The sequence below is a fragment of the Mesorhizobium sp. KR9-304 genome, assembly GCF_040049215.1.
Classification (GTDB): domain Bacteria; phylum Pseudomonadota; class Alphaproteobacteria; order Rhizobiales; family Rhizobiaceae; genus Mesorhizobium_K.
In genome coordinates this window covers 1,402,762-1,419,375 of record NZ_JBDZDN010000001.1, presented here as the reverse complement: position 1 = coordinate 1,419,375, position 16,614 = coordinate 1,402,762, and the positions used below count along the sequence as shown (strand labels likewise).

The window sequence follows — 16,614 nt, the reverse complement described above, 5'->3', positions numbered from 1 at the left end:
CGGCGGCGATACCGTCGCGACCTTGCCGATCAGCACACTTTCCGGACACCGCTTCGCCGCACGCGGTACCTGCCCATATCCGAACCGGGGGCCGGTGTCGCGCCTGATGCCGGTTTACGGCCTGACGCGAGGGCAGACAACAAAAAACCGGGCCCCCCGACCCGGTTTTCTGTCTAGGACCACCCTTGTTGCCGAGACGGTCCGCGGATATGCGAAACTCTACTTCACGACGACCTTGGCGCCGACGCTGGCACGGCTGTAGAGGTCGATGACGTCCTGATTCAGCATGCGGATGCAGCCCGAAGACATCGCCTTGCCGATCGACCACCACTCGGGCGTGCCGTGCAGCCGGTAGCCGGAATCGCCGCCCTTGTTGTGCAGGTACATGGCGCGCGCGCCGAGCGCGTTCTGCGGGCCGCCCGGCATGCCGCCTCGCCATTTGGCGAGATCGGGCCGGCGCTTGATCATCGCAGGCGGCGGCGTCCACACCGGCCATTCGCGCTTGGCGCCGATGCGCGCCGTGCCCTTCCATTCGAAGCCTTCCTTGCCGACGCCGATGCCGTAGCGTATCGCCTTGCCGCCGGGCTGGACGAAGTAGAGGAACTTCTGGCCCGTATCGACGACGATGGTGCCGGGCTTTTCATTGGTCTGGTAATTCACGGTCTGGCGGCGGTACTTGCTCGCAACCTTGGTGATCGGTATGGCCGGAACGCGGTAGCCAGCGTCGGTGCGTGCGCCGTAGCTGGCGAACGAAACGCCGGTGATGCCGTCGGTCGAACAGCCGGCAAGCGCAGTCGCCATGGCAAGCCCGGCAGCAACGAGCAGTGATTTGATCCGCATGATTGGTCCTGGTATCCCGTCCGCGTCATGGCCCGATTCGGGCCGCATTTTCGCCATTCTTAGGTTGCGCGGCCTTTGTCTGCCAAGCGCAGATTGCCTATATGCGGCGTGTGACGCCAAGTAAGCGGTTCTCTATGGCATTTTGGCAACAGGTGTCACGAGAATGTGAAGCAAAATCAATGGCCCGGAAATGGCCGGGACGGAATCAAGGACTCACCACCATGAATGTCGGCGCCGCCGCCCGCCGCTCGGGCCTCCCCGCGAAGACCATCCGCTATTACGAGGACATCGGCCTGATCCGTCCGGCGCGGGCGCAGAACGGCTACCGCGACTATTCCGGCGACGACATCCACCGGCTCACCTTCCTGCGGCGTGCGCGCGGGCTCGGCTTCTCGATCGAGGACTGCCGCCAGCTGATGGCGCTCTACCGCGACAAGAGCCGCGCCAGCCACGACGTGCGCGAGATCGCGAGGAGCCATGTCGCCGCCATCGAGGAGAAGGTGCGCGAGCTGCAGTCGATGCGCGCGACGCTGCAGACGCTGATCCACGCCTGCCACGGCGACGAGCGCCCGGATTGCCCGATCCTCGACGATATGGCGGGCGGGATGACCGCGAGTTAAGTCCGACGGTTGACCGATCCTCCCTGGTATGGAACCTAGGGCAAGATACTGACGCGGAGCGGGTACATGAAAAAGCAATACGAGAAGCCGATCTTGGTTCGCCGCGGGAAGCTGGACACCGTCACGGCAAACGGCGCCGGATCGCCTTTCGACCGGAACTGATCCCGGCGCGGCGCCTCGCCGCGCGGGGTTCAAATCGTGAACAAAAGCTGGCATGGTGCGCCATGCCAATCGTTTCGCCGATTCTCCAGAACCCGCTTGTAGACGGCCGCCAGTCGGCGCGCGCCATGATGGTGCGCCGCGGCGTGCAGCGGTTGTTGTCCGAAATGGGTGCGCATGTGCTGCCCGAGCTCAGCCTGGCCACCGGACGCCGCGCCGACCTCGTCGCGCTGACCAGGAAGGGCGACATCTGGATCATCGAGATAAAGTCCTCGGTCGAGGATTTTCGCGTCGACCGCAAATGGCCGGAATATAGGCTGTTTGCCGACCGCTTCTTCTTCGCCACGCATCCGGACGTGCCGGCGGAAATCTTTCCTAGGGAATGCGGCTTCATCCTTTCGGACGGCTACGGCGCGGAGATGCTGCGCGACGCGCCCGAGCACCGCATGCTGCCGGCGACGCGCAAGGCGCTGATGCTGAGGATCGCACGCGCAGGCGCGGCGCGGCTGCTCGCGGCGGAACTGGCGGGCGTGGCGGTGCCGGCGTTGGACGGGGAAAGTGAGTAGTGAGTAGTGAGTAGTGAGTAGTGAGTAGTGAGTAGTGAGTAGTGAGTAGTGAGTAGTGAGTAGTGAGTAGTGATGGGAGCCTGCTCCGTTTTTCCCCTACTCCCTACTCCCTCATCTCGGCGCCCGCTTGGCCAGGATGCGCTGCAAGGTCCTGCGGTGCATGTTGAGCCGCCGCGCGGTTTCCGAGACATTGCGGTCGCACATCTCGTAGACGCGCTGGATATGCTCCCAGCGCACCCGGTCGGCCGACATCGGGTTTTCCGGGGGTGCTGCGCGCTCGCCTGAGGTGCGGGTCAGCGCTGCGTAGACGTCGTCGGCGTCGGCGGGCTTGGACAGATAGTCGATCGCGCCGAGCTTCACCGCGGTGACGGCGGTGGCGATGTTGCCGTAGCCGGTGAGGATGACGGTGCGGGCGTCCTTGCGCCCCTCGCGGATGGCGGCGACCACGTCGAGCCCGTTGCCGTCGCCGAGCCGCATGTCGACCACGGCATAGGCCGGCGGATTGGCGCGGGCCTTGGCGACCGCCTCCTCGACGCTCTCGGCGGTGTCGACGGTAAAGCCGCGGCCTTCCATGGCGCGCGCAAGGCGAGTCAGGAAGGGCTTGTCGTCGTCGACGATCAGCAGCGAGGCGTCGCCATCGATCGTGCCAATCTCGGTTATCTCGTCCGGGGTCATCATCTCTATCCGCTTTGCAATATGGCCCTCAAATATGACCAGTGAGCCGGCTTGTCCAATTTCGCCGCGATTCAGGCCGTGTCGAACATCGGCTCGGCCGCCTGCACGGGCGCCAGGAAGGCGGCGCGCGGCCAGGAAATCTCGACCAGGGCGCCTTCGCCCGGCGTGTTCGAGTTGCGGAAGGACAGCGTCGCGCCGGAGCGCTCCAGCAGCGTCTTGGCGATGAACAGGCCGAGCCCCAGCCCACCGCCGCGCTCGGCGCCTTGGCGCGTCGACACATAGGGTTCGCCGATGCGGCTGACGATCTCGGGCGGGAAGCCCGGCCCGTCGTCGACGATGGTGAACACGACCTGCTCGTCGTTCCAGCGCCAGTGAACGGAGACGCGCTCCTTGGCGAAGTCGACGGCGTTCTCGACCAGATTGCCGAGCCCGTAGATGACGCCGGGATTGCGCCGGCCGACCGGCTCTGGGCCTTGCCGCTCGCCCGGCTCGAGCTTGATGGCGATGCCGAAATCGCGGTGCGGCGCCGTCACCTCCTCGACCAGCGAGGTGAGCGGCAGGCGGGCGAGGTGCACCTCGCCTTCGGAGGACAGGCTGGTCAGCCGCTTGAGGATTTCGCGGCAGCGTTCGCTTTGCGAGCGCAACAGCTTCACGTCCTCGGCGTAAGTCGCGTCCGAGCCCAGAGCGCGCTCCATCTCGCGGGCGACCAAGGCGATGGTTGCGAGCGGCGTGCCGAGCTCGTGGGCGGCGGCAGCCGCCAGCCCGTCGAGCGCCGAAAGGTGCTGCTCGCGCTGCAGCACGAGTTCCGTCGCCGACAGCGCGTTGGCGAGCAGCCTGGCTTCCTCGGCGACCCGAAAGGCATAGATGCCGGTGAAGGCGATCGACGACGACAGCGCCACCAGGCTGCCGGCGACATAGATGAAGGGCATGGCGATCTCGGCTCCGTCATACCAGGGCAGCGGCAGATGGAAGAAGGCGAGCAGCGTCGCGGTGGCGACGACGATGCCGCCCAGCAACGCCGTCATGCCGAGCGGCAGCGAGGTCGCCGACACCACGACCGGAACCGCCATCAGCAGCGAAAACGGATTGGTTAGGCCGCCGGTCATGTAGAGCAGGCCGGCAAGCTGCAGCGCGTCGAAGGTGAGGATGCCGAAGGCAGCGTTCGGCTGCAGCCGGTGCGTGGCCGGGTATTGCAGCGCAAGATAGACATTGAGCGCAGCCGAGCAGCCGATCAGCGCGAAGCAGGGCACGACCGGCATCGGGAAGCTGAGCCCATAGGCGACGACGACGACGGAAACGCTCTGGCCGACGATCGCCAGCCAGCGAAGGCGCACCAGCGTATTGAGGCGCAGCCGTTGGCTCTGGCCGAGATCGAGCGTGTTGAGGGCCATGGTCGTCACACCATATCGTTGCGGTCGTGCAATTCGTATAGATTGTTCCCGCGCAATTCCGAACGCAAAACCGCCGAACACGCTTTGCTGGAATGCTTTATTTCATTTCGCGCGCGGCTTGGCGCGGGCGGTGGCAACGGCCGCCAGCGGGTCGTCGGGCCAGACATGTTTCGGATAGCGGCCGCGCATGTCGGCGCGCACGTCCGCCCAGGAGCCGCGCCAGAAGCCCGGCAGGTCGCGCGTCGTCTGGATCGGACGGTGCGCGGGCGAGAGCAGCTCCAGCGTAAGCGGGACCTTACCATTTGCGATGGACGGATGCGTGTCCAGCCCAAACAGCTCCTGCACGCGGATCGCCAGCACCGGCCATTCGCCGTCGTAGCGGATCGGCACGCGGCTGCCCGACGGCGCGTCGAAATGCGTAGGTGCGAGGGACCCGATCTTCCTCTGCAGATCGTGCGGGACCAGCGACATCAGCCCGGTATGGAGGACGCCCGGATCGATTCGGGCGAAAGACGATTGGCCTTGCAGGAAGGGCAGCAGCCAATCTTCCAGCGCGGAAGTGAGCGCCTCGTCCGAAACATCGGGCCAGGGCGCGCCGAGGCCGCGATGCAGCCATGACAGGCGCTGGCGCAGCGTCTCGGCGTCGGTTGTCCAGGGCAGCAGCGCAAGGCCATGTTCCCGGATCGCCGAAACGATCGCCCGGTCCGCCTCCGCGCCGGACGGGGGCGGCAGCATGCGCTCCGACAGCACGATGGCCCCGAGGCGGGCGGTCTCCCTGACGCGCACGGAGCGCTTTTCGGCATCGAAGGCGGTTTCGGTGCGGGTCTCGATGCGATGAGAGAGGGCGGCGCGGATGTCGTCCTCGGACACCGCGGCGGCCGAGGCTATGCGGGCGCTCTGCGCCTTGCCTTGCAGATCGGCGACGACGAGAAACGCCTCGCCCGCCAGCGGGTCGGTCGCGTCGAGACGAGCACCGCTCCCGTTAGCGAGCAGGAACTTTCCGCGCTCGCTCCGCGCCTTGGCAACGCGGTCCGGCCAGGCATTGAGCAGCAGCGCGCCGGGGCTGGTCGGGTCATCGCGACGCTTGCGGGCGGTGTCTTGCGCCTGCCTCGCCAGCCTTTCAGCCAGTCCTCGCGCCGCGGTCGCACGCGGGCCGCGTTCGCCACGGAAGCGGGTCAGCCGCCGCTCCAGGTCGACGCTGTCGCCCCCCAGCCCGCGCTCGGTGATCAGCACGGCGAGTTCCGCGGCGGTTTCGGCCTGTCCGCCCCGTGCGGCCTCGGCGACCATGTGCGCCAGCCGCGCCGGCAGCGCCAGCCTGCGCATCGCTTCGCCCGATGGCGTCAGCCGGCCGGCCTCGTCGATCGCGCCGAGGCCGGTGAGAAGAGCGCGCGCCTCGGCGAGCGCCGGGCCGGGCGGCGGGTCGAGGAAGCGCAGGGCCGAGGGGTCTGAGACGCCGAATGCGGCGCAGTCGAGCAGCATGCCCGACAGGTCCGCCTGCAGGATCTCCGGCGGCGTGAAGGCAGGCAGCGCCGCCGTCTGCTCGGCGCGCCACAGACGGATGGCAATGCCCGGCCCGGTCCTGCCGGCGCGGCCGGCGCGCTGGTCGGCGGAGGCGCGGCTGACGCGCACCGTCTCCAGCCGCGTCAGGCCGGTCGCTGGCTCGTAGCGAGGCAGCCGCGACAGGCCGGAATCGATGATCACGCGCACGCCGTCGATGGTGATCGAGGTTTCGGCGATGGCGGTGGCGAGCACGACCTTGCGGCGGCCGGCGGGCGCCGGGCGGATCGCCGCGTCCTGCGCCTTGCCGTCGAGCTGGCCGTAGAGCGGGACGATGTCGCAATCTGCCGGCAGCCGGCCTTCGAGACGCTCGGCGGTGCGCTCGATCTCGCGTTGGCCGGGCAGGAAGGCGAGCACGCCGCCCGGCTCGGTCGCGGCCGCCTCGCGGATCGCCCTGGCCATGGCGTCCTCGACCGGCATTCCGGCCGGCCGCTCCTCGTGGCGGATTTCGACCGGAAAACCACGCCCGGCGCTTTCGATCACGGCGGCGCCTTCGAGCAGCCTTGCCACCCGCGCGCCGTCGAGCGTGGCCGACATCACCAGAAGCCTGAGGTCGGGCCGCAGCGCGCCCTGCACGTCGAGCGCCAGCGCCAGCCCGAAATCGCCGTCGAGCGAACGCTCGTGGAACTCGTCGAACAGCACGGCGGAGACGCCGGGCAGTTCGGGATCGTCGAGGATCATGCGCGCCAGCACGCCCTCGGTGACGACCATGACCTTCGTCTTCGCCGACATGCGGCTTTCCATGCGCATGGCGTAGCCGACCGTTGCGCCCGGCTCCTCGCCCAGCAGCGAGGCCATGCGCCGCGCCGCGGCACGGGCGGCGAGCCGGCGCGGCTCCAGCAGCACGATGCGGCCGTTTTTCAGCCAGGGTGCTCCGAGCAGCGCCAGCGGCACCAGCGTCGTCTTGCCGGCGCCGGGCGGCGCGACCAGCACGGCGCTGACGCCGGCGTCGAGCGCCCGCGCAAGCTGCGGCAGGATTTCCGTGACGGGGAGGGTCGGCAGCGGCGGCATGCCGCGCGCATAGCAGGCGGGGTGGACAGGCCGCAATCATCGGGCGCGGACTTTCCGCCCCTCGTCTGGAAATGGGCAGGGGAAACGCACCCTTCCGCCCGCAGGCCACATCGGCTAAAGCCAGAGTCCGAATATTCCGGTGAACCTTTCGCCGGCTACGCGCGACTGAGCCTGCAGGAGCCTCATGGTTACCATGACCGCAGCACCCGGCCAGCAGTCCGACCGCGAACTCGTGGAGCGGGTCGCCAAGGGAGATCGCGCCGCCGTCAGGCTCCTGTTCATGCGCCACCACGCTCGGGTCTACCGCTTCGTGGCGCGCCAGACGGGATCGGAAACGATGGCTGACGATATTGCAAGCGAAGTCTTCCTCGAATTGTGGCGGCAGGCGCCGGCCTTCGAAGGCCGCTCGGAAGTGTCGACCTGGCTGCTCGGCATAGCCCGTTTCAAGGCGCTGTCGGCGCTGCGCAAGAAGAAGGAGGTCTGGATCGACGACGACGCGGCGGCGGCCGTACCCGACACGGCCGATACGCCCGAGGTCGCCGTCATGAAGGACGACAAGGCGACCGCCTTGCGCGGCATGGTCAACGCGCTGCCCGAGGAACACCGCACCGTCATCGATCTCGCCTACTACCATGCCAAGTCGGTCGCCGAGATCGCCGAGATCCTGTCGATCCCGGCCGCCACGGTGAAGACCCGCATGTTTTACGCCCGCAAGAAACTCGGCGAGGCCCTGCAGGCTGCCGGCTTCGAAAGGGGATGGCCATGAGCCCGCAAGAGAACACCGGAAACATGTCGCGGCGCGACGAACTCGAGGCGCTGCTGCCCTTCTACCTGAACGGTACGCTCGACGGCGCCGATCTCGCCGCCGTGGAAGATTGGCTGGCGACCGATCCCGGCGCCATGGCCGCGCTCGAGGAAGCCGAGGCGGAGTTCTCCGGCACTTCCGCCGCCAACGACGCCATACGGCCGCCCGCCGACGCCCTGAGCCGCTTTTCAAGGACGCTCGACGCGGAGGCCGTTCCGGCGCGCGCTTCGGCGGGCTCGGCGCTTGCGCGGCTGTGGAGCGGTTTTTTGGCGATCCCGGCGAGCTTCGCCTGGGCGGCGGCCGCCGCAGCGGTGGCGCTGGTGCTGGTGCAGACGGCAATGGGTCCCGGCGGCCGCGGCGGCCCGGTCGAAATCGCCGGCTGGGGGCAGCCCGATCTTCCCTTCGCGCTGGTCACCTTCAAGCCGGAGGCCAGGATCGCCGACGTCGCCGCCTTCCTGTCCGGCCAGGGCGCGACCATCCTGTCCGGACCGGCCTCCGGCGGTGTTTTCAAGATCGGCATTCCCGTGGAAACCGCCGCGGATTATGATCGCATTGTCGGCCTTATTGCTGCCCAGCCCTTTGCCGACACTGTGCTGACCGGGAGGAAGCCGGGCGATGGCGGTTAGTGCGCGCTACGGATTTGCAACGCTTGTTTGGGCGGCGGTTCTTATCGCCGCCTTTTCCGCGTCCGCGCAGACCAACGACCCGAGCCTGACCGAGGCCGATCTCGAATGCCTGCGGCTGCAGGCCGCCGGCGGGCCGGACTGCGTGCCGGGAGCGGCGCGACCCGACGAATTTACCGTGCAGGGCGAGCCCTCGGCGCCAAATCCTGATGCCCCGGACACGACGCCGGCCGGTCCGGCGGTCGCGGCCGACGGCCCGAACGCCGCCGATGCCAATCCCAACGCGGTCCTGCTGCCCGGGCTGATCGTCGATCTCTTCCCCAATCCGCCGCCCGGCGCGACCTCCGATCCGGCCGATCCGGCGGAACCCCCGGCGGCCGCTGATGCCGCTGCCGCCGGGACGCCGCCATCTGATCAGCCAGCCGATCCGCCCGCGCCTCCGCCGGTTCCGCCGGGCGCGCTTGCGGTAGCGCCGCCGACGGCCGCGCCGGTCGCCGTATCGGGCGCCTTCGTTCCAGACGAGGTGCTGGTCACCGTCGACGGCGACGCAGCGGTCGCCGCCGCCATCGCCGCCGCCTTCGGGCTCGAGGTCCGCTCGCAGCGGAGCTCGACGCTGCTCGGTTCGACGCTGGTGCGCTTCGGCATTCCGGACGGCCGCCCGGTCGGCGTGGTGCTGGCGCAGCTTGCCGGCGACGGGCGCACGACCCGGCGTGCGCCAAATCACGTCTACGACCTGCAGCAGGCGGCCGGCGTGGTGAACTACGCTTTCCAGCGCATCGCGCTTGCCCCCGACAGCGCCAGCGGCGAAAATGTCAGGGTCGCCGTCATCGATACGGCGATCGACGACACGCATCCGGCCTTGAAGGACGCGGTTGCCAGCCAGTTCGACGCGATGCCCGGGGTCGAGGTCACCGCGCGCGACCACGGCACCTCCGTGGCCGGCCTCATCGCCGGTGTCGGCGAATTCCGGGGGATGGCGCCGGGTTCGAGGATCTACCACGCCCGCGCCTTCGAGGGCGGCAAGTCGACCATGGGCGTCATCCTCTCCGCACTCGACTGGGCGGCGGAGCAGGATGTGCGCATCATCAATATGAGCTTCGTCGGGCCGAAGAACGAATTCCTCGAGGAAGCCTGCGCGGCGGCGCGCGAGCGCGACATCGTTCTGGTCGCCGCCGCCGGCAACAACGGGCCGAAAGCGCCCTACGGCTATCCGGCGGCCTATGACGGCGTCATCGCCGTCACCGCGACCGACGACAAGGACGAGTTGATGCAGCAGGCCAATCGCGGGCCCTACGTCTTCGTCTCGGCGCCCGGCGTGAACGTCATCGCCCCGGTCGGCGGCGGACAGGACCTCGTCACCGGCACATCCTTCGCCGCCGCCGTCGTCTCTGGGGCCATCGCCAATCTGATCCACGCGTCGCCCGAGCGTTCGGCCGACTGGATCGAGGCAGCGCTTTCCTCCACCGCCAGGGATCTCGGCGATGCCGGCCGTGACAGCGATTTCGGCTTCGGCCTGATCGACGCCAAGGCTGCGAGCGAGATGAAAGAGGAGTAGCGGCGAGCCGGACCGAAACCGGAACGCGGTTTGTCCCGAAGCGGGTTCTAGGTCTTGGCGCCGGCGATCGAGCCGCGCACCACCAGGTCCACTGGCCAGACCTCGCCGCGCGGCTCCGTCTCCAGTCCCGAGAGCTTCGCCGCCAGCCGCTCGGCGATGCGGCTCCCGGCCGCGCGGATCGACGAGCGCGTCGTCGTCAGCGGCACCGAGAAGTTTTCCGGCTTCAGCCAGGGGAAAACGTCGTCGTGGGCAATCAGAGATACGTCGCCGGGGATCGTCAAGCCGAGATCGCGTATGGCGCGCACGGCGCCGAGCGCCATGATCAGGCTGGAACAGAGGATGGCCGTGGGCGGCGCGTTACCCTGGAGCAGGCTCATCGAGGCGCGAAAGCCGTTCTCCTCGGTCATCGCCACCGAGCGGACCCGTTCGGCCGCCAGCGTCAGGCCGCTTGCGGCAAGCGCGCGGCGGACGCCGCGTTCGCGGAAGATCGCGAAGGTCTGTCCGATGTCGCCATTGATCAGCCCGACCTTCGCATGGCCGAGCTGGATCAAGAGCCGCGCGGCGTCGTGGAAGGCCGCCTCGTTGTCGATGTCCATGAACGGGTAGTCGAAGCCGAGCCCCTCGCTCCTGCCATGCACGATGAACGGGATGCCGAGCTGGTTGAGCAGCGTCACGCGCCGGTCCGCCGGGCGCGGCGAGGACACGTAGACGGCGTCGACCTGCTTGTTGGCGACGACGCGCCGGTAGGTGGTTTCCTCCTCGTCGGCGGCGGTCGGCGAAAGCACCAGGTCGAGCTCGTGGCCTCGGGCATAGTCGCCGAGACCAGACAGGAATTCGACAAAATGCGGGTCGATGTCGACCGCGGCGCCGGTGGGCATGACGTAGCCGATCATGCCGGCCTTGCCGGTCGCGAGCCGCCGGGCGCTCGGGTTCGGACGGTAGCCGTGCCGCTTGGCCGCGTCCGCGACGCGGCGGCGCGTGTCCTCGTTGACCTCCGGATAGCCGTTCAGCGCGCGGCTAACCGTCGTCTGCGAGAGGTCAAGCATGTCCGACAGCTGCTTGAGGTTCACAATGCTCTCCGGAGTCAAAGCGCTTTCAAATGACAGGTCGCCGCGCCCCGCGGAAGATGTCGGCTCGGCATTTCAATCCTTAACGTGAAACGCGCGCATGAGAAGCAAAAACTTGCCTGGAGTGCTTGCGAAATATGCTGCATTGCAGCAACCTAAACCGATTAATTCGGACGTCTGCTTGACTTTCGGAGCAATCGGTGTCGATATTATGAATAGCCAAAGCGCTTTGAGGTCCTCTTTCAGACGGTTGCGGTTGGTCTGATCCTGAGGCAAGCTTCGAGGCGAAGTCCTGCAGAGCGGAATTGGAGGTTCCGTTCAGTGTCATCTGTTCCACAGGGAGGAATGCCGAAATGAAAAAGACCCTATTGCTGGGCGCTGCACTCGCCGCGCTCGTTGTCGCCGCCCCCGCCTCTGCCGAACTGAAGTTCAAGCCTGGCGAGGATTCAAAATTCCACTGGGAAAACTTCGAGGACCTGAAGAAGGTCGACCTCAAGGGCGAGACGCTCTCCATCTTCGGCCCCTGGCGCGGCGAGGACGAGGCGCTGGTCCGCTCGGTGCTCGACTATTTCATCGAGGCGACGGGCGTCACGATCAACTACTCCTCGTCCGAGAACTACGAGCAGCAGATCGTCATCGACACGCAGGCCGGCAGCCCGCCCAACATCGCCATCCTGCCGCAGCCCGGCCTGTTGCAGGATCTGGCCTCCAAGGGTCTGCTGGTGCCGCTCGGCGACGACGTCGCGACCTTCGTGAAGGACAATTACGGCGCCGGTCAGTCCTGGGTCGACCTCGGCACCTACAAGGACAAGGACGGCGCGGAAAAGTTCTTCGCGTTCCCCTATAAGGCCGACCTGAAGTCGCTGGTCTGGTACGTGCCGGAGAATTTCGAGGAAGCCGGCTACGAAGTGCCCAAGACCTGGGAAGAGCTGCAGGCGCTGACCGACCAGATCGTCGCCGACGGCGGCGTGCCGTGGTGCATCGGGCTGGGCTCCGGCGGCGCAACCGGCTGGCCGGCGACCGACTGGGTCGAGGACATCATGCTGCGTACAGCGCCGCCCGAAACCTATGACAAGTGGACGACCAACGAGATTCCGTTCAACGATCCGGCGGTCGTCAATGCTTTGCAGGTCTTCGCCGACATCGCCACCAACGACAAATATGTCGACGGCGGCAAGGCCGCGGTCGCGGCGACCGACTTCCGCGACAGCCCGAAGGGCCTCTTCGGCATCCCGCCGAAGTGCTACCTGCACCGCCAGGCCTCGTTCATCTCGTCCTTCTTCCCGGAAGGCACGAAGCTCGGGGAAGATGCCGACTTCTTCTACCTGCCGCCGATGGCTTCCAAGCCCGAACTCGGCAATCCAGTGCTCGGCGCCGGCACACTGTTCGCCATCACCAAGGATTCCAAGGCGGCGCGCGAGTTCATCAAATTCCTCGAAATGCCGCTCGCCCACGAGATCTGGATGGCGCAGTCCGGCCTGCTGACGGCGCTCAAGACCGCCAACACGGAGGCCTACGCCAACGACCAGCTGAAGAAGCAGGGCGAGATTCTCGTCAACGCCTCGACCTTCCGCTTCGACGGTTCGGACCTGATGCCCGGCAAAATCGGCGCCGGCGCATTCTGGACCGGCATGATCGACCTGGTCGGCGGCAAGCCCGCCGCGGACGTGGCGTCCGACGTCCAGAAGAGCTGGGACGCGATCAAGTAGCGCGCCTCGCGGAGCACACGCTGCTCCAGCCTTGTCCAATATCCAGATCCGGGCCGCCTCGGCCCGGGTCCAAGTGCCGGAAACTGCTGGCAAGACGCCTGTCTGACGGCGCATGCGCCCCAGGCTAGGTGCGGCAACAAGGGGAGGAAGCCATGGCGGCCCAGATACTCTCGGCCATCATCACCATTATTGTCGGCGTCGGCGGCGCGATCGCCTATTTCTGGGGCGCCAACAAGCTGCTCGACCTGATCTTTCCGTCGCGCGGCGTGACGGGAACAAGCGCAGTCGACAATCTGCGCCGCCAGGGACTGATCCGCCCGTGGCTGTTCATCGGCCCGGCTCTCATCATCCTGGTGGTCTACCTGATCTACCCGGTTGTGCAGACGCTCTTCCTGTCCTTCCACGACCGGGCGGGCGAGAATTTCGTCGGCACCGCCAATTACGCCTGGGCGTTCGGCGACCGCGAGTTCCAGAATTCGATCCTCAACAATCTGCTGTGGCTCGCAGTCGTGCCGGCCGCCTGCACCTTCCTCGGCCTGGTCATCGCGGTGCTGACCGACAAGATCTGGTGGGGAACGATCGCCAAGAGCCTGATCTTCCTGCCGCTCGCCATCTCCTTCGTCGGCGCCAGCGTGATCTGGAAGTTCATCTACGAGTACCGCGGCGATGGGCAGACGCAGATCGGCCTGCTCAACGCCCTCGTGCAGGGGCTGGGCGGCAATCCGCAGGTCTGGATATCGCTGCCCTTCTGGAACAATTTTTTCCTGATGGTCATCCTGATCTGGATCCAGACGGGTTTCGCCATGGTCATCCTGTCGGCGGCTCTGCGCGGCATCCCCGAGGAGACGATCGAAGCCGCAGTGATCGACGGCGCCAACCCGTTCCAGATCTTCTGGAAGATCATGATCCCGCAGATCTGGGGCACTATCGCGGTGGTCTGGACCACGATCACCATCCTCGTGCTCAAGGTGTTCGACATCGTGCTGACCATGACCAACGGCCAGTGGAACAGCCAGGTGCTCGCCAATCTGATGTTCGACTGGATGTTCCGCGGCGGCGGCGATTTCGGCCGCGGCGCGACGATCGCCATCATCATCATGCTGGCCGTGCTGCCGATCATGATCTGGAACATCCGCCAGGCCAACAAGGAAGGGGGACTCTGAGATGGCCCAAGCCAGCGGCAAGTCGGCCGGCAAATCCTTCTTCGGACGGTTCGGCGTCCATATAGCAGTGCTGATCTTCGTCGCGATCTGGACGATCCCAACACTCGGCATCCTGGTGTCGTCGCTGCGCGACAAGGACCAGATCATCGCGTCGGGCTGGTGGAACTCCTTCTCGAGTTCCACGCAGACGGAGGCCGGCCGCCTGCCGTCGGCCGCGAGCCAGGTCGAAAAGGACGGAAAATTCGTCATCGAAGGCAACATCTTCGGCGACGGGCCGGCGCGCGAGATCAGCGCCTTCGGCCTGCGCTCGGCGACCCCCACGCAATATGCCGCCGGCGAGGCAGCCGACCTTGGCGACGGCGTGACGCTGCAACTCAACGGGGACGGAAGCTTCGTCATGTCCTCGCCCGTCGCCTTCGAGGGCGAACGCGGACAGCGCGTCTACTACGCGTCCTCGGCGCCGCCCCGCTTCACCGCGGAGAACTACGAGACGGTGCTTTTCTCCGAGGGCATCGGCCGGTCGTTCATCAACTCGCTGACCGTCACCATCCCCGCCACCGTCATCCCGATCATGATCGCCGCCTTCGCCGCCTATGCGCTGGCCTGGATGCGCTTTCCGGGTCGCGCGCTGATCATCGCGGTGATCATCGGGCTTCTGGTCGTGCCGCTGCAGATGGCGCTCATTCCCCTGCTCCAGCTCTACAACGGCGTCGGCCTTTTCTTCGGCGTGCCGTCGAAGACCTATCTCGGCATCTGGCTGGCGCATACCGGTTTCGGCCTGCCCTTCGCCATCTATCTGCTCAGGAGCTACATGGCGGGCCTGCCGCGCGAACTGATGGAATCGGCGCGTATCGACGGCGCCAGCGACTTCGAGATATTCATCAAGATCGTGCTGCCGCTCTCCTTCCCGGTGCTTGCCTCCTTCGCCATCTTCCAGTTCCTCTGGGTCTGGAACGACCTGCTGGTGGCGATGGTGTTCCTCGGCTCCGGTTCCGACCAGCTCGTGCTCACCGGCAAGCTCAACGCACTGCTGGGTTCGCGCGGCGGCGACTGGGAGATACTCACGACATCGGCCTTCGTGACCATCATCGTGCCGCTCATCGTGTTCTTCTCGCTGCAGCGCTATTTCGTCCGCGGGCTGCTCGCTGGCTCGGTGAAGGGGGGCTGAATCGATGCCGGTATTGCAGCACCGGGAGGCGCAACCCGAACTCGCCCCTGACCGCGACTGGTGGCGCGGCGCGGTGATCTACCAGATCTATCCGCGCAGCTACCAGGACTCCAACGGCGACGGGATCGGCGATCTCAGGGGCGCCGCCGCGCGACTTCCCTACATTGCCTCGCTCGGCGTCGACGCGATCTGGATATCGCCCTTCTTCAAGTCGCCGATGAAGGATTTCGGCTACGACGTCTCGGACTATTGCGATGTCGATCCGATGTTCGGCACGCTTGCCGATTTCGACGCACTCGTCGCCGAGGCGCATCGGCTCGGCCTGCGCGTCATGATCGACGAGGTGATCTCGCACACCGCCGACATCCACCCCTGGTTCAAGGAAAGCCGCTCCAGCCGCGACAACCCCAAGGCGGACTGGTACGTGTGGGCGGATGCCAGGCCCGACGGCACGCCGCCCAACAACTGGCTGTCGATCTTCGGCGGCTCGGCCTGGCAGTGGGACACGCGGCGCCAGCAATATTACCTGCACAATTTCCTGGCCGAGCAGCCCGATCTCAACTTCCATAACCGCGATGTGCAGGACGCGCTGCTCGACGTCACCCGCTTCTGGCTGGAGCGCGGCGTCGACGGCTTCCGGCTCGACACGATCAATTTCTACTTCCACAGCCAGGGGCTGGAGGACAATCCGCCGCTACCTCCCGAGCAGCGCAACGACCAGACGGCTCCCGCCGTGAATCCCTACAACTACCAAGACCACCTCTACGACAAGAGCCGTCCGGAAAATCTCGGCTTCCTCGAACGGTTCCGCGCGCTGCTCGACGAGTACCCGGCTGTAGCGGCGGTCGGCGAGGTGGGCGATTCGCAGCGCGGGCTGGAGGTCGTCGCCGCCTATACGGCTGGCGAAAGCCGTGTGCAGATGTGCTACGCCTTCGACTTCCTGGCGCCGGAAAAGATCAGCGCTTCAAAGGTGCGTTCGGTGCTGGAAGCCTTCGGCCGGGTCGCCAGCGACGGCTGGTCGTGCTGGGCTTTTTCCAACCATGACGTGATGCGGCATGCATCGCGCTGGGCCGCCGACGAACCGGACCGGACCGCCTACCTCAAGGTCGTCTCGGCGCTGCTGATGTCGCTGCGCGGCTCTGTCTGCCTCTATCAGGGCGAGGAACTGGGACTCGGCGAAGCCGAACTCGCCTTCGAGGACCTGCAGGACCCCTACGGCATCCGTTTCTGGCCGGAATTCAAGGGCCGCGACGGCTGCCGCACGCCGATGGTCTGGGACGACGCCAAACCCAATGCCGGCTTCTCGACCGCCCGGCCATGGCTGCCGGTGGCGAAGGAACACCTGCAGCTCGCCGTCAACAGACAGCAGGGCGACCAGAACTCGCTGCTCGAACACTACCGGCGCTTCCTGGCCTTCCGGCGCGGCCATCCGGCGCTGGTCAAGGGAGAGATCGAGTTCCTCGCGGTCGAAGGCGACGCCATCGCCTTTGCCCGGCGGGAAGGCAACGAGCAGATCGTCTGCGCCTTCAACCTCGGCAGCAGACCGGCGACGCTGACGCTCGGCGCCGGAAAAAAAGCCCAACCGCTGAGCGGCCATGGGCTTTCGGGAAGGGCGGAAAACGATAAGATCGTATTCCACGGTTACGGAGCATGGTTCGGCCGGCTGGACTAGAACGCCGGCGAACGTTAAGGGGACTGAAAAGGA

Annotated in this window: 14 protein-coding genes; 9 read left to right on the top strand and 5 right to left on the bottom strand. The window is 66.7% G+C overall.

Going from position 1 to position 16,614, the window contains the following annotated elements:
• Positions 1-219 precede the first annotated feature (219 nt).
• Entirely contained in the window at positions 220-840 is a 621-nt protein-coding gene (locus ABLE71_RS06755; RefSeq protein WP_348782581.1) for a L,D-transpeptidase, read from the bottom strand.
• Positions 841-1,061: 221 nt separating this feature from the next.
• Between ABLE71_RS06755 and cueR the strand changes: the two genes are divergently transcribed.
• Together cueR and ABLE71_RS06745 are read left to right on the top strand one after the other, a co-directional pair.
• Entirely contained in the window at positions 1,062-1,460 is a 399-nt protein-coding gene (cueR, locus tag ABLE71_RS06750; RefSeq protein WP_348782580.1) for a Cu(I)-responsive transcriptional regulator, read from the top strand.
• A 224-nt stretch (positions 1,461-1,684) separates the two neighbouring features.
• Positions 1,685-2,185: an MmcB family DNA repair protein gene (locus ABLE71_RS06745; RefSeq protein ID WP_348782579.1), complete on the top strand. Its 501-nt coding sequence runs from the start codon at positions 1,685-1,687 to the stop codon at positions 2,183-2,185.
• A gap of 111 nt (positions 2,186-2,296) precedes the next feature.
• Here the strand turns inward: ABLE71_RS06745 and ABLE71_RS06740 are convergent, their stop codons facing one another.
• The 3 genes from ABLE71_RS06740 to hrpB form a co-directional block, all read right to left on the bottom strand.
• Positions 2,297-2,860, bottom strand: a complete 564-nt coding sequence (locus ABLE71_RS06740) for an ActR/PrrA/RegA family redox response regulator transcription factor (RefSeq protein WP_348782578.1) — start codon at positions 2,858-2,860, stop codon at positions 2,297-2,299.
• A 71-nt stretch (positions 2,861-2,931) separates the two neighbouring features.
• Positions 2,932-4,251, bottom strand: a complete 1,320-nt coding sequence (locus tag ABLE71_RS06735; RefSeq protein ID WP_348783679.1) for an ActS/PrrB/RegB family redox-sensitive histidine kinase — start codon at positions 4,249-4,251, stop codon at positions 2,932-2,934.
• Positions 4,252-4,353: 102 nt separating this feature from the next.
• A complete protein-coding gene (gene hrpB / locus ABLE71_RS06730; protein WP_348782577.1) occupies positions 4,354-6,819 on the bottom strand; it encodes an ATP-dependent helicase HrpB in 2,466 nt (821 codons plus the stop codon).
• A 193-nt stretch (positions 6,820-7,012) separates the two neighbouring features.
• Here hrpB and ABLE71_RS06725 point away from each other — a divergent pair, with 193 nt between their 5' ends.
• From ABLE71_RS06725 to ABLE71_RS06715, 3 genes are read left to right on the top strand one after another with little or no spacing between them, the layout of a single operon-like run.
• Positions 7,013-7,585, top strand: coding sequence for a sigma-70 family RNA polymerase sigma factor (locus ABLE71_RS06725; RefSeq protein ID WP_348783678.1), 573 nt, complete (start codon positions 7,013-7,015; stop codon positions 7,583-7,585).
• Complete coding sequence (locus ABLE71_RS06720) at positions 7,576-8,250, top strand: anti-sigma factor (RefSeq protein WP_348782576.1); 675 nt, start codon at positions 7,576-7,578, stop codon at positions 8,248-8,250. The genes ABLE71_RS06725 and ABLE71_RS06720 overlap by 10 nt, the downstream gene beginning before the upstream one ends.
• Positions 8,240-9,802, top strand: a complete 1,563-nt coding sequence (locus ABLE71_RS06715) for a S8 family serine peptidase (RefSeq protein ID WP_348782575.1) — start codon at positions 8,240-8,242, stop codon at positions 9,800-9,802. The genes ABLE71_RS06720 and ABLE71_RS06715 overlap by 11 nt, the downstream gene beginning before the upstream one ends.
• 47 nt (positions 9,803-9,849) lie before the next feature.
• Here the strand turns inward: ABLE71_RS06715 and ABLE71_RS06710 are convergent, their stop codons facing one another.
• Positions 9,850-10,872, bottom strand: a complete 1,023-nt coding sequence (locus ABLE71_RS06710) for a LacI family DNA-binding transcriptional regulator (protein WP_348782574.1) — start codon at positions 10,870-10,872, stop codon at positions 9,850-9,852.
• A gap of 350 nt (positions 10,873-11,222) precedes the next feature.
• Here ABLE71_RS06710 and ABLE71_RS06705 point away from each other — a divergent pair, with 350 nt between their 5' ends.
• The 4 genes from ABLE71_RS06705 (at position 11,223) to ABLE71_RS06690 (ending at position 16,581) form a co-directional block, all read left to right on the top strand.
• Positions 11,223-12,578: an ABC transporter substrate-binding protein gene (locus tag ABLE71_RS06705; protein WP_348782573.1), complete on the top strand. Its 1,356-nt coding sequence runs from the start codon at positions 11,223-11,225 to the stop codon at positions 12,576-12,578.
• A 152-nt stretch (positions 12,579-12,730) separates the two neighbouring features.
• Complete coding sequence (locus tag ABLE71_RS06700; RefSeq protein WP_348782572.1) at positions 12,731-13,741, top strand: sugar ABC transporter permease; 1,011 nt, start codon at positions 12,731-12,733, stop codon at positions 13,739-13,741.
• 1 nt (position 13,742) lies between these two features.
• Entirely contained in the window at positions 13,743-14,909 is a 1,167-nt protein-coding gene (locus ABLE71_RS06695; protein WP_348782571.1) for a carbohydrate ABC transporter permease, read from the top strand.
• 4 nt (positions 14,910-14,913) lie between these two features.
• A complete protein-coding gene (locus ABLE71_RS06690; RefSeq protein WP_348782570.1) occupies positions 14,914-16,581 on the top strand; it encodes an alpha-glucosidase in 1,668 nt (555 codons plus the stop codon).
• The last annotated feature ends 33 nt before the right edge of the window (positions 16,582-16,614 follow it).

Excerpts from the sequence above, each read along its gene's own strand:
- ABLE71_RS06705 (WP_348782573.1), top strand. The coding sequence starts at position 11,223 with ATGAAAAAGACCCTATTGCTGGGCGCTGCACTCGCCGCGCTCGTTGTC.
- ABLE71_RS06715 (WP_348782575.1), top strand. The coding sequence starts at position 8,240 with ATGGCGGTTAGTGCGCGCTACGGATTTGCAACGCTTGTTTGGGCGGCG.
- ABLE71_RS06735 (WP_348783679.1), bottom strand. The coding sequence starts at position 4,251 with ATGGCCCTCAACACGCTCGATCTCGGCCAGAGCCAACGGCTGCGCCTC.
- ABLE71_RS06690 (WP_348782570.1), top strand. The coding sequence starts at position 14,914 with ATGCCGGTATTGCAGCACCGGGAGGCGCAACCCGAACTCGCCCCTGAC.
- ABLE71_RS06695 (WP_348782571.1), top strand. The coding sequence starts at position 13,743 with ATGGCCCAAGCCAGCGGCAAGTCGGCCGGCAAATCCTTCTTCGGACGG.
- ABLE71_RS06755 (WP_348782581.1), bottom strand. The coding sequence starts at position 840 with ATGCGGATCAAATCACTGCTCGTTGCTGCCGGGCTTGCCATGGCGACT.
- ABLE71_RS06740 (WP_348782578.1), bottom strand. The coding sequence starts at position 2,860 with ATGACCCCGGACGAGATAACCGAGATTGGCACGATCGATGGCGACGCC.
- hrpB (WP_348782577.1), bottom strand. The coding sequence starts at position 6,819 with ATGCCGCCGCTGCCGACCCTCCCCGTCACGGAAATCCTGCCGCAGCTT.
- ABLE71_RS06700 (WP_348782572.1), top strand. The coding sequence starts at position 12,731 with ATGGCGGCCCAGATACTCTCGGCCATCATCACCATTATTGTCGGCGTC.
- ABLE71_RS06745 (WP_348782579.1), top strand. The coding sequence starts at position 1,685 with ATGCCAATCGTTTCGCCGATTCTCCAGAACCCGCTTGTAGACGGCCGC.
- ABLE71_RS06725 (WP_348783678.1), top strand. The coding sequence starts at position 7,013 with ATGACCGCAGCACCCGGCCAGCAGTCCGACCGCGAACTCGTGGAGCGG.
- cueR (WP_348782580.1), top strand. The coding sequence starts at position 1,062 with ATGAATGTCGGCGCCGCCGCCCGCCGCTCGGGCCTCCCCGCGAAGACC.
- ABLE71_RS06720 (WP_348782576.1), top strand. The coding sequence starts at position 7,576 with ATGGCCATGAGCCCGCAAGAGAACACCGGAAACATGTCGCGGCGCGAC.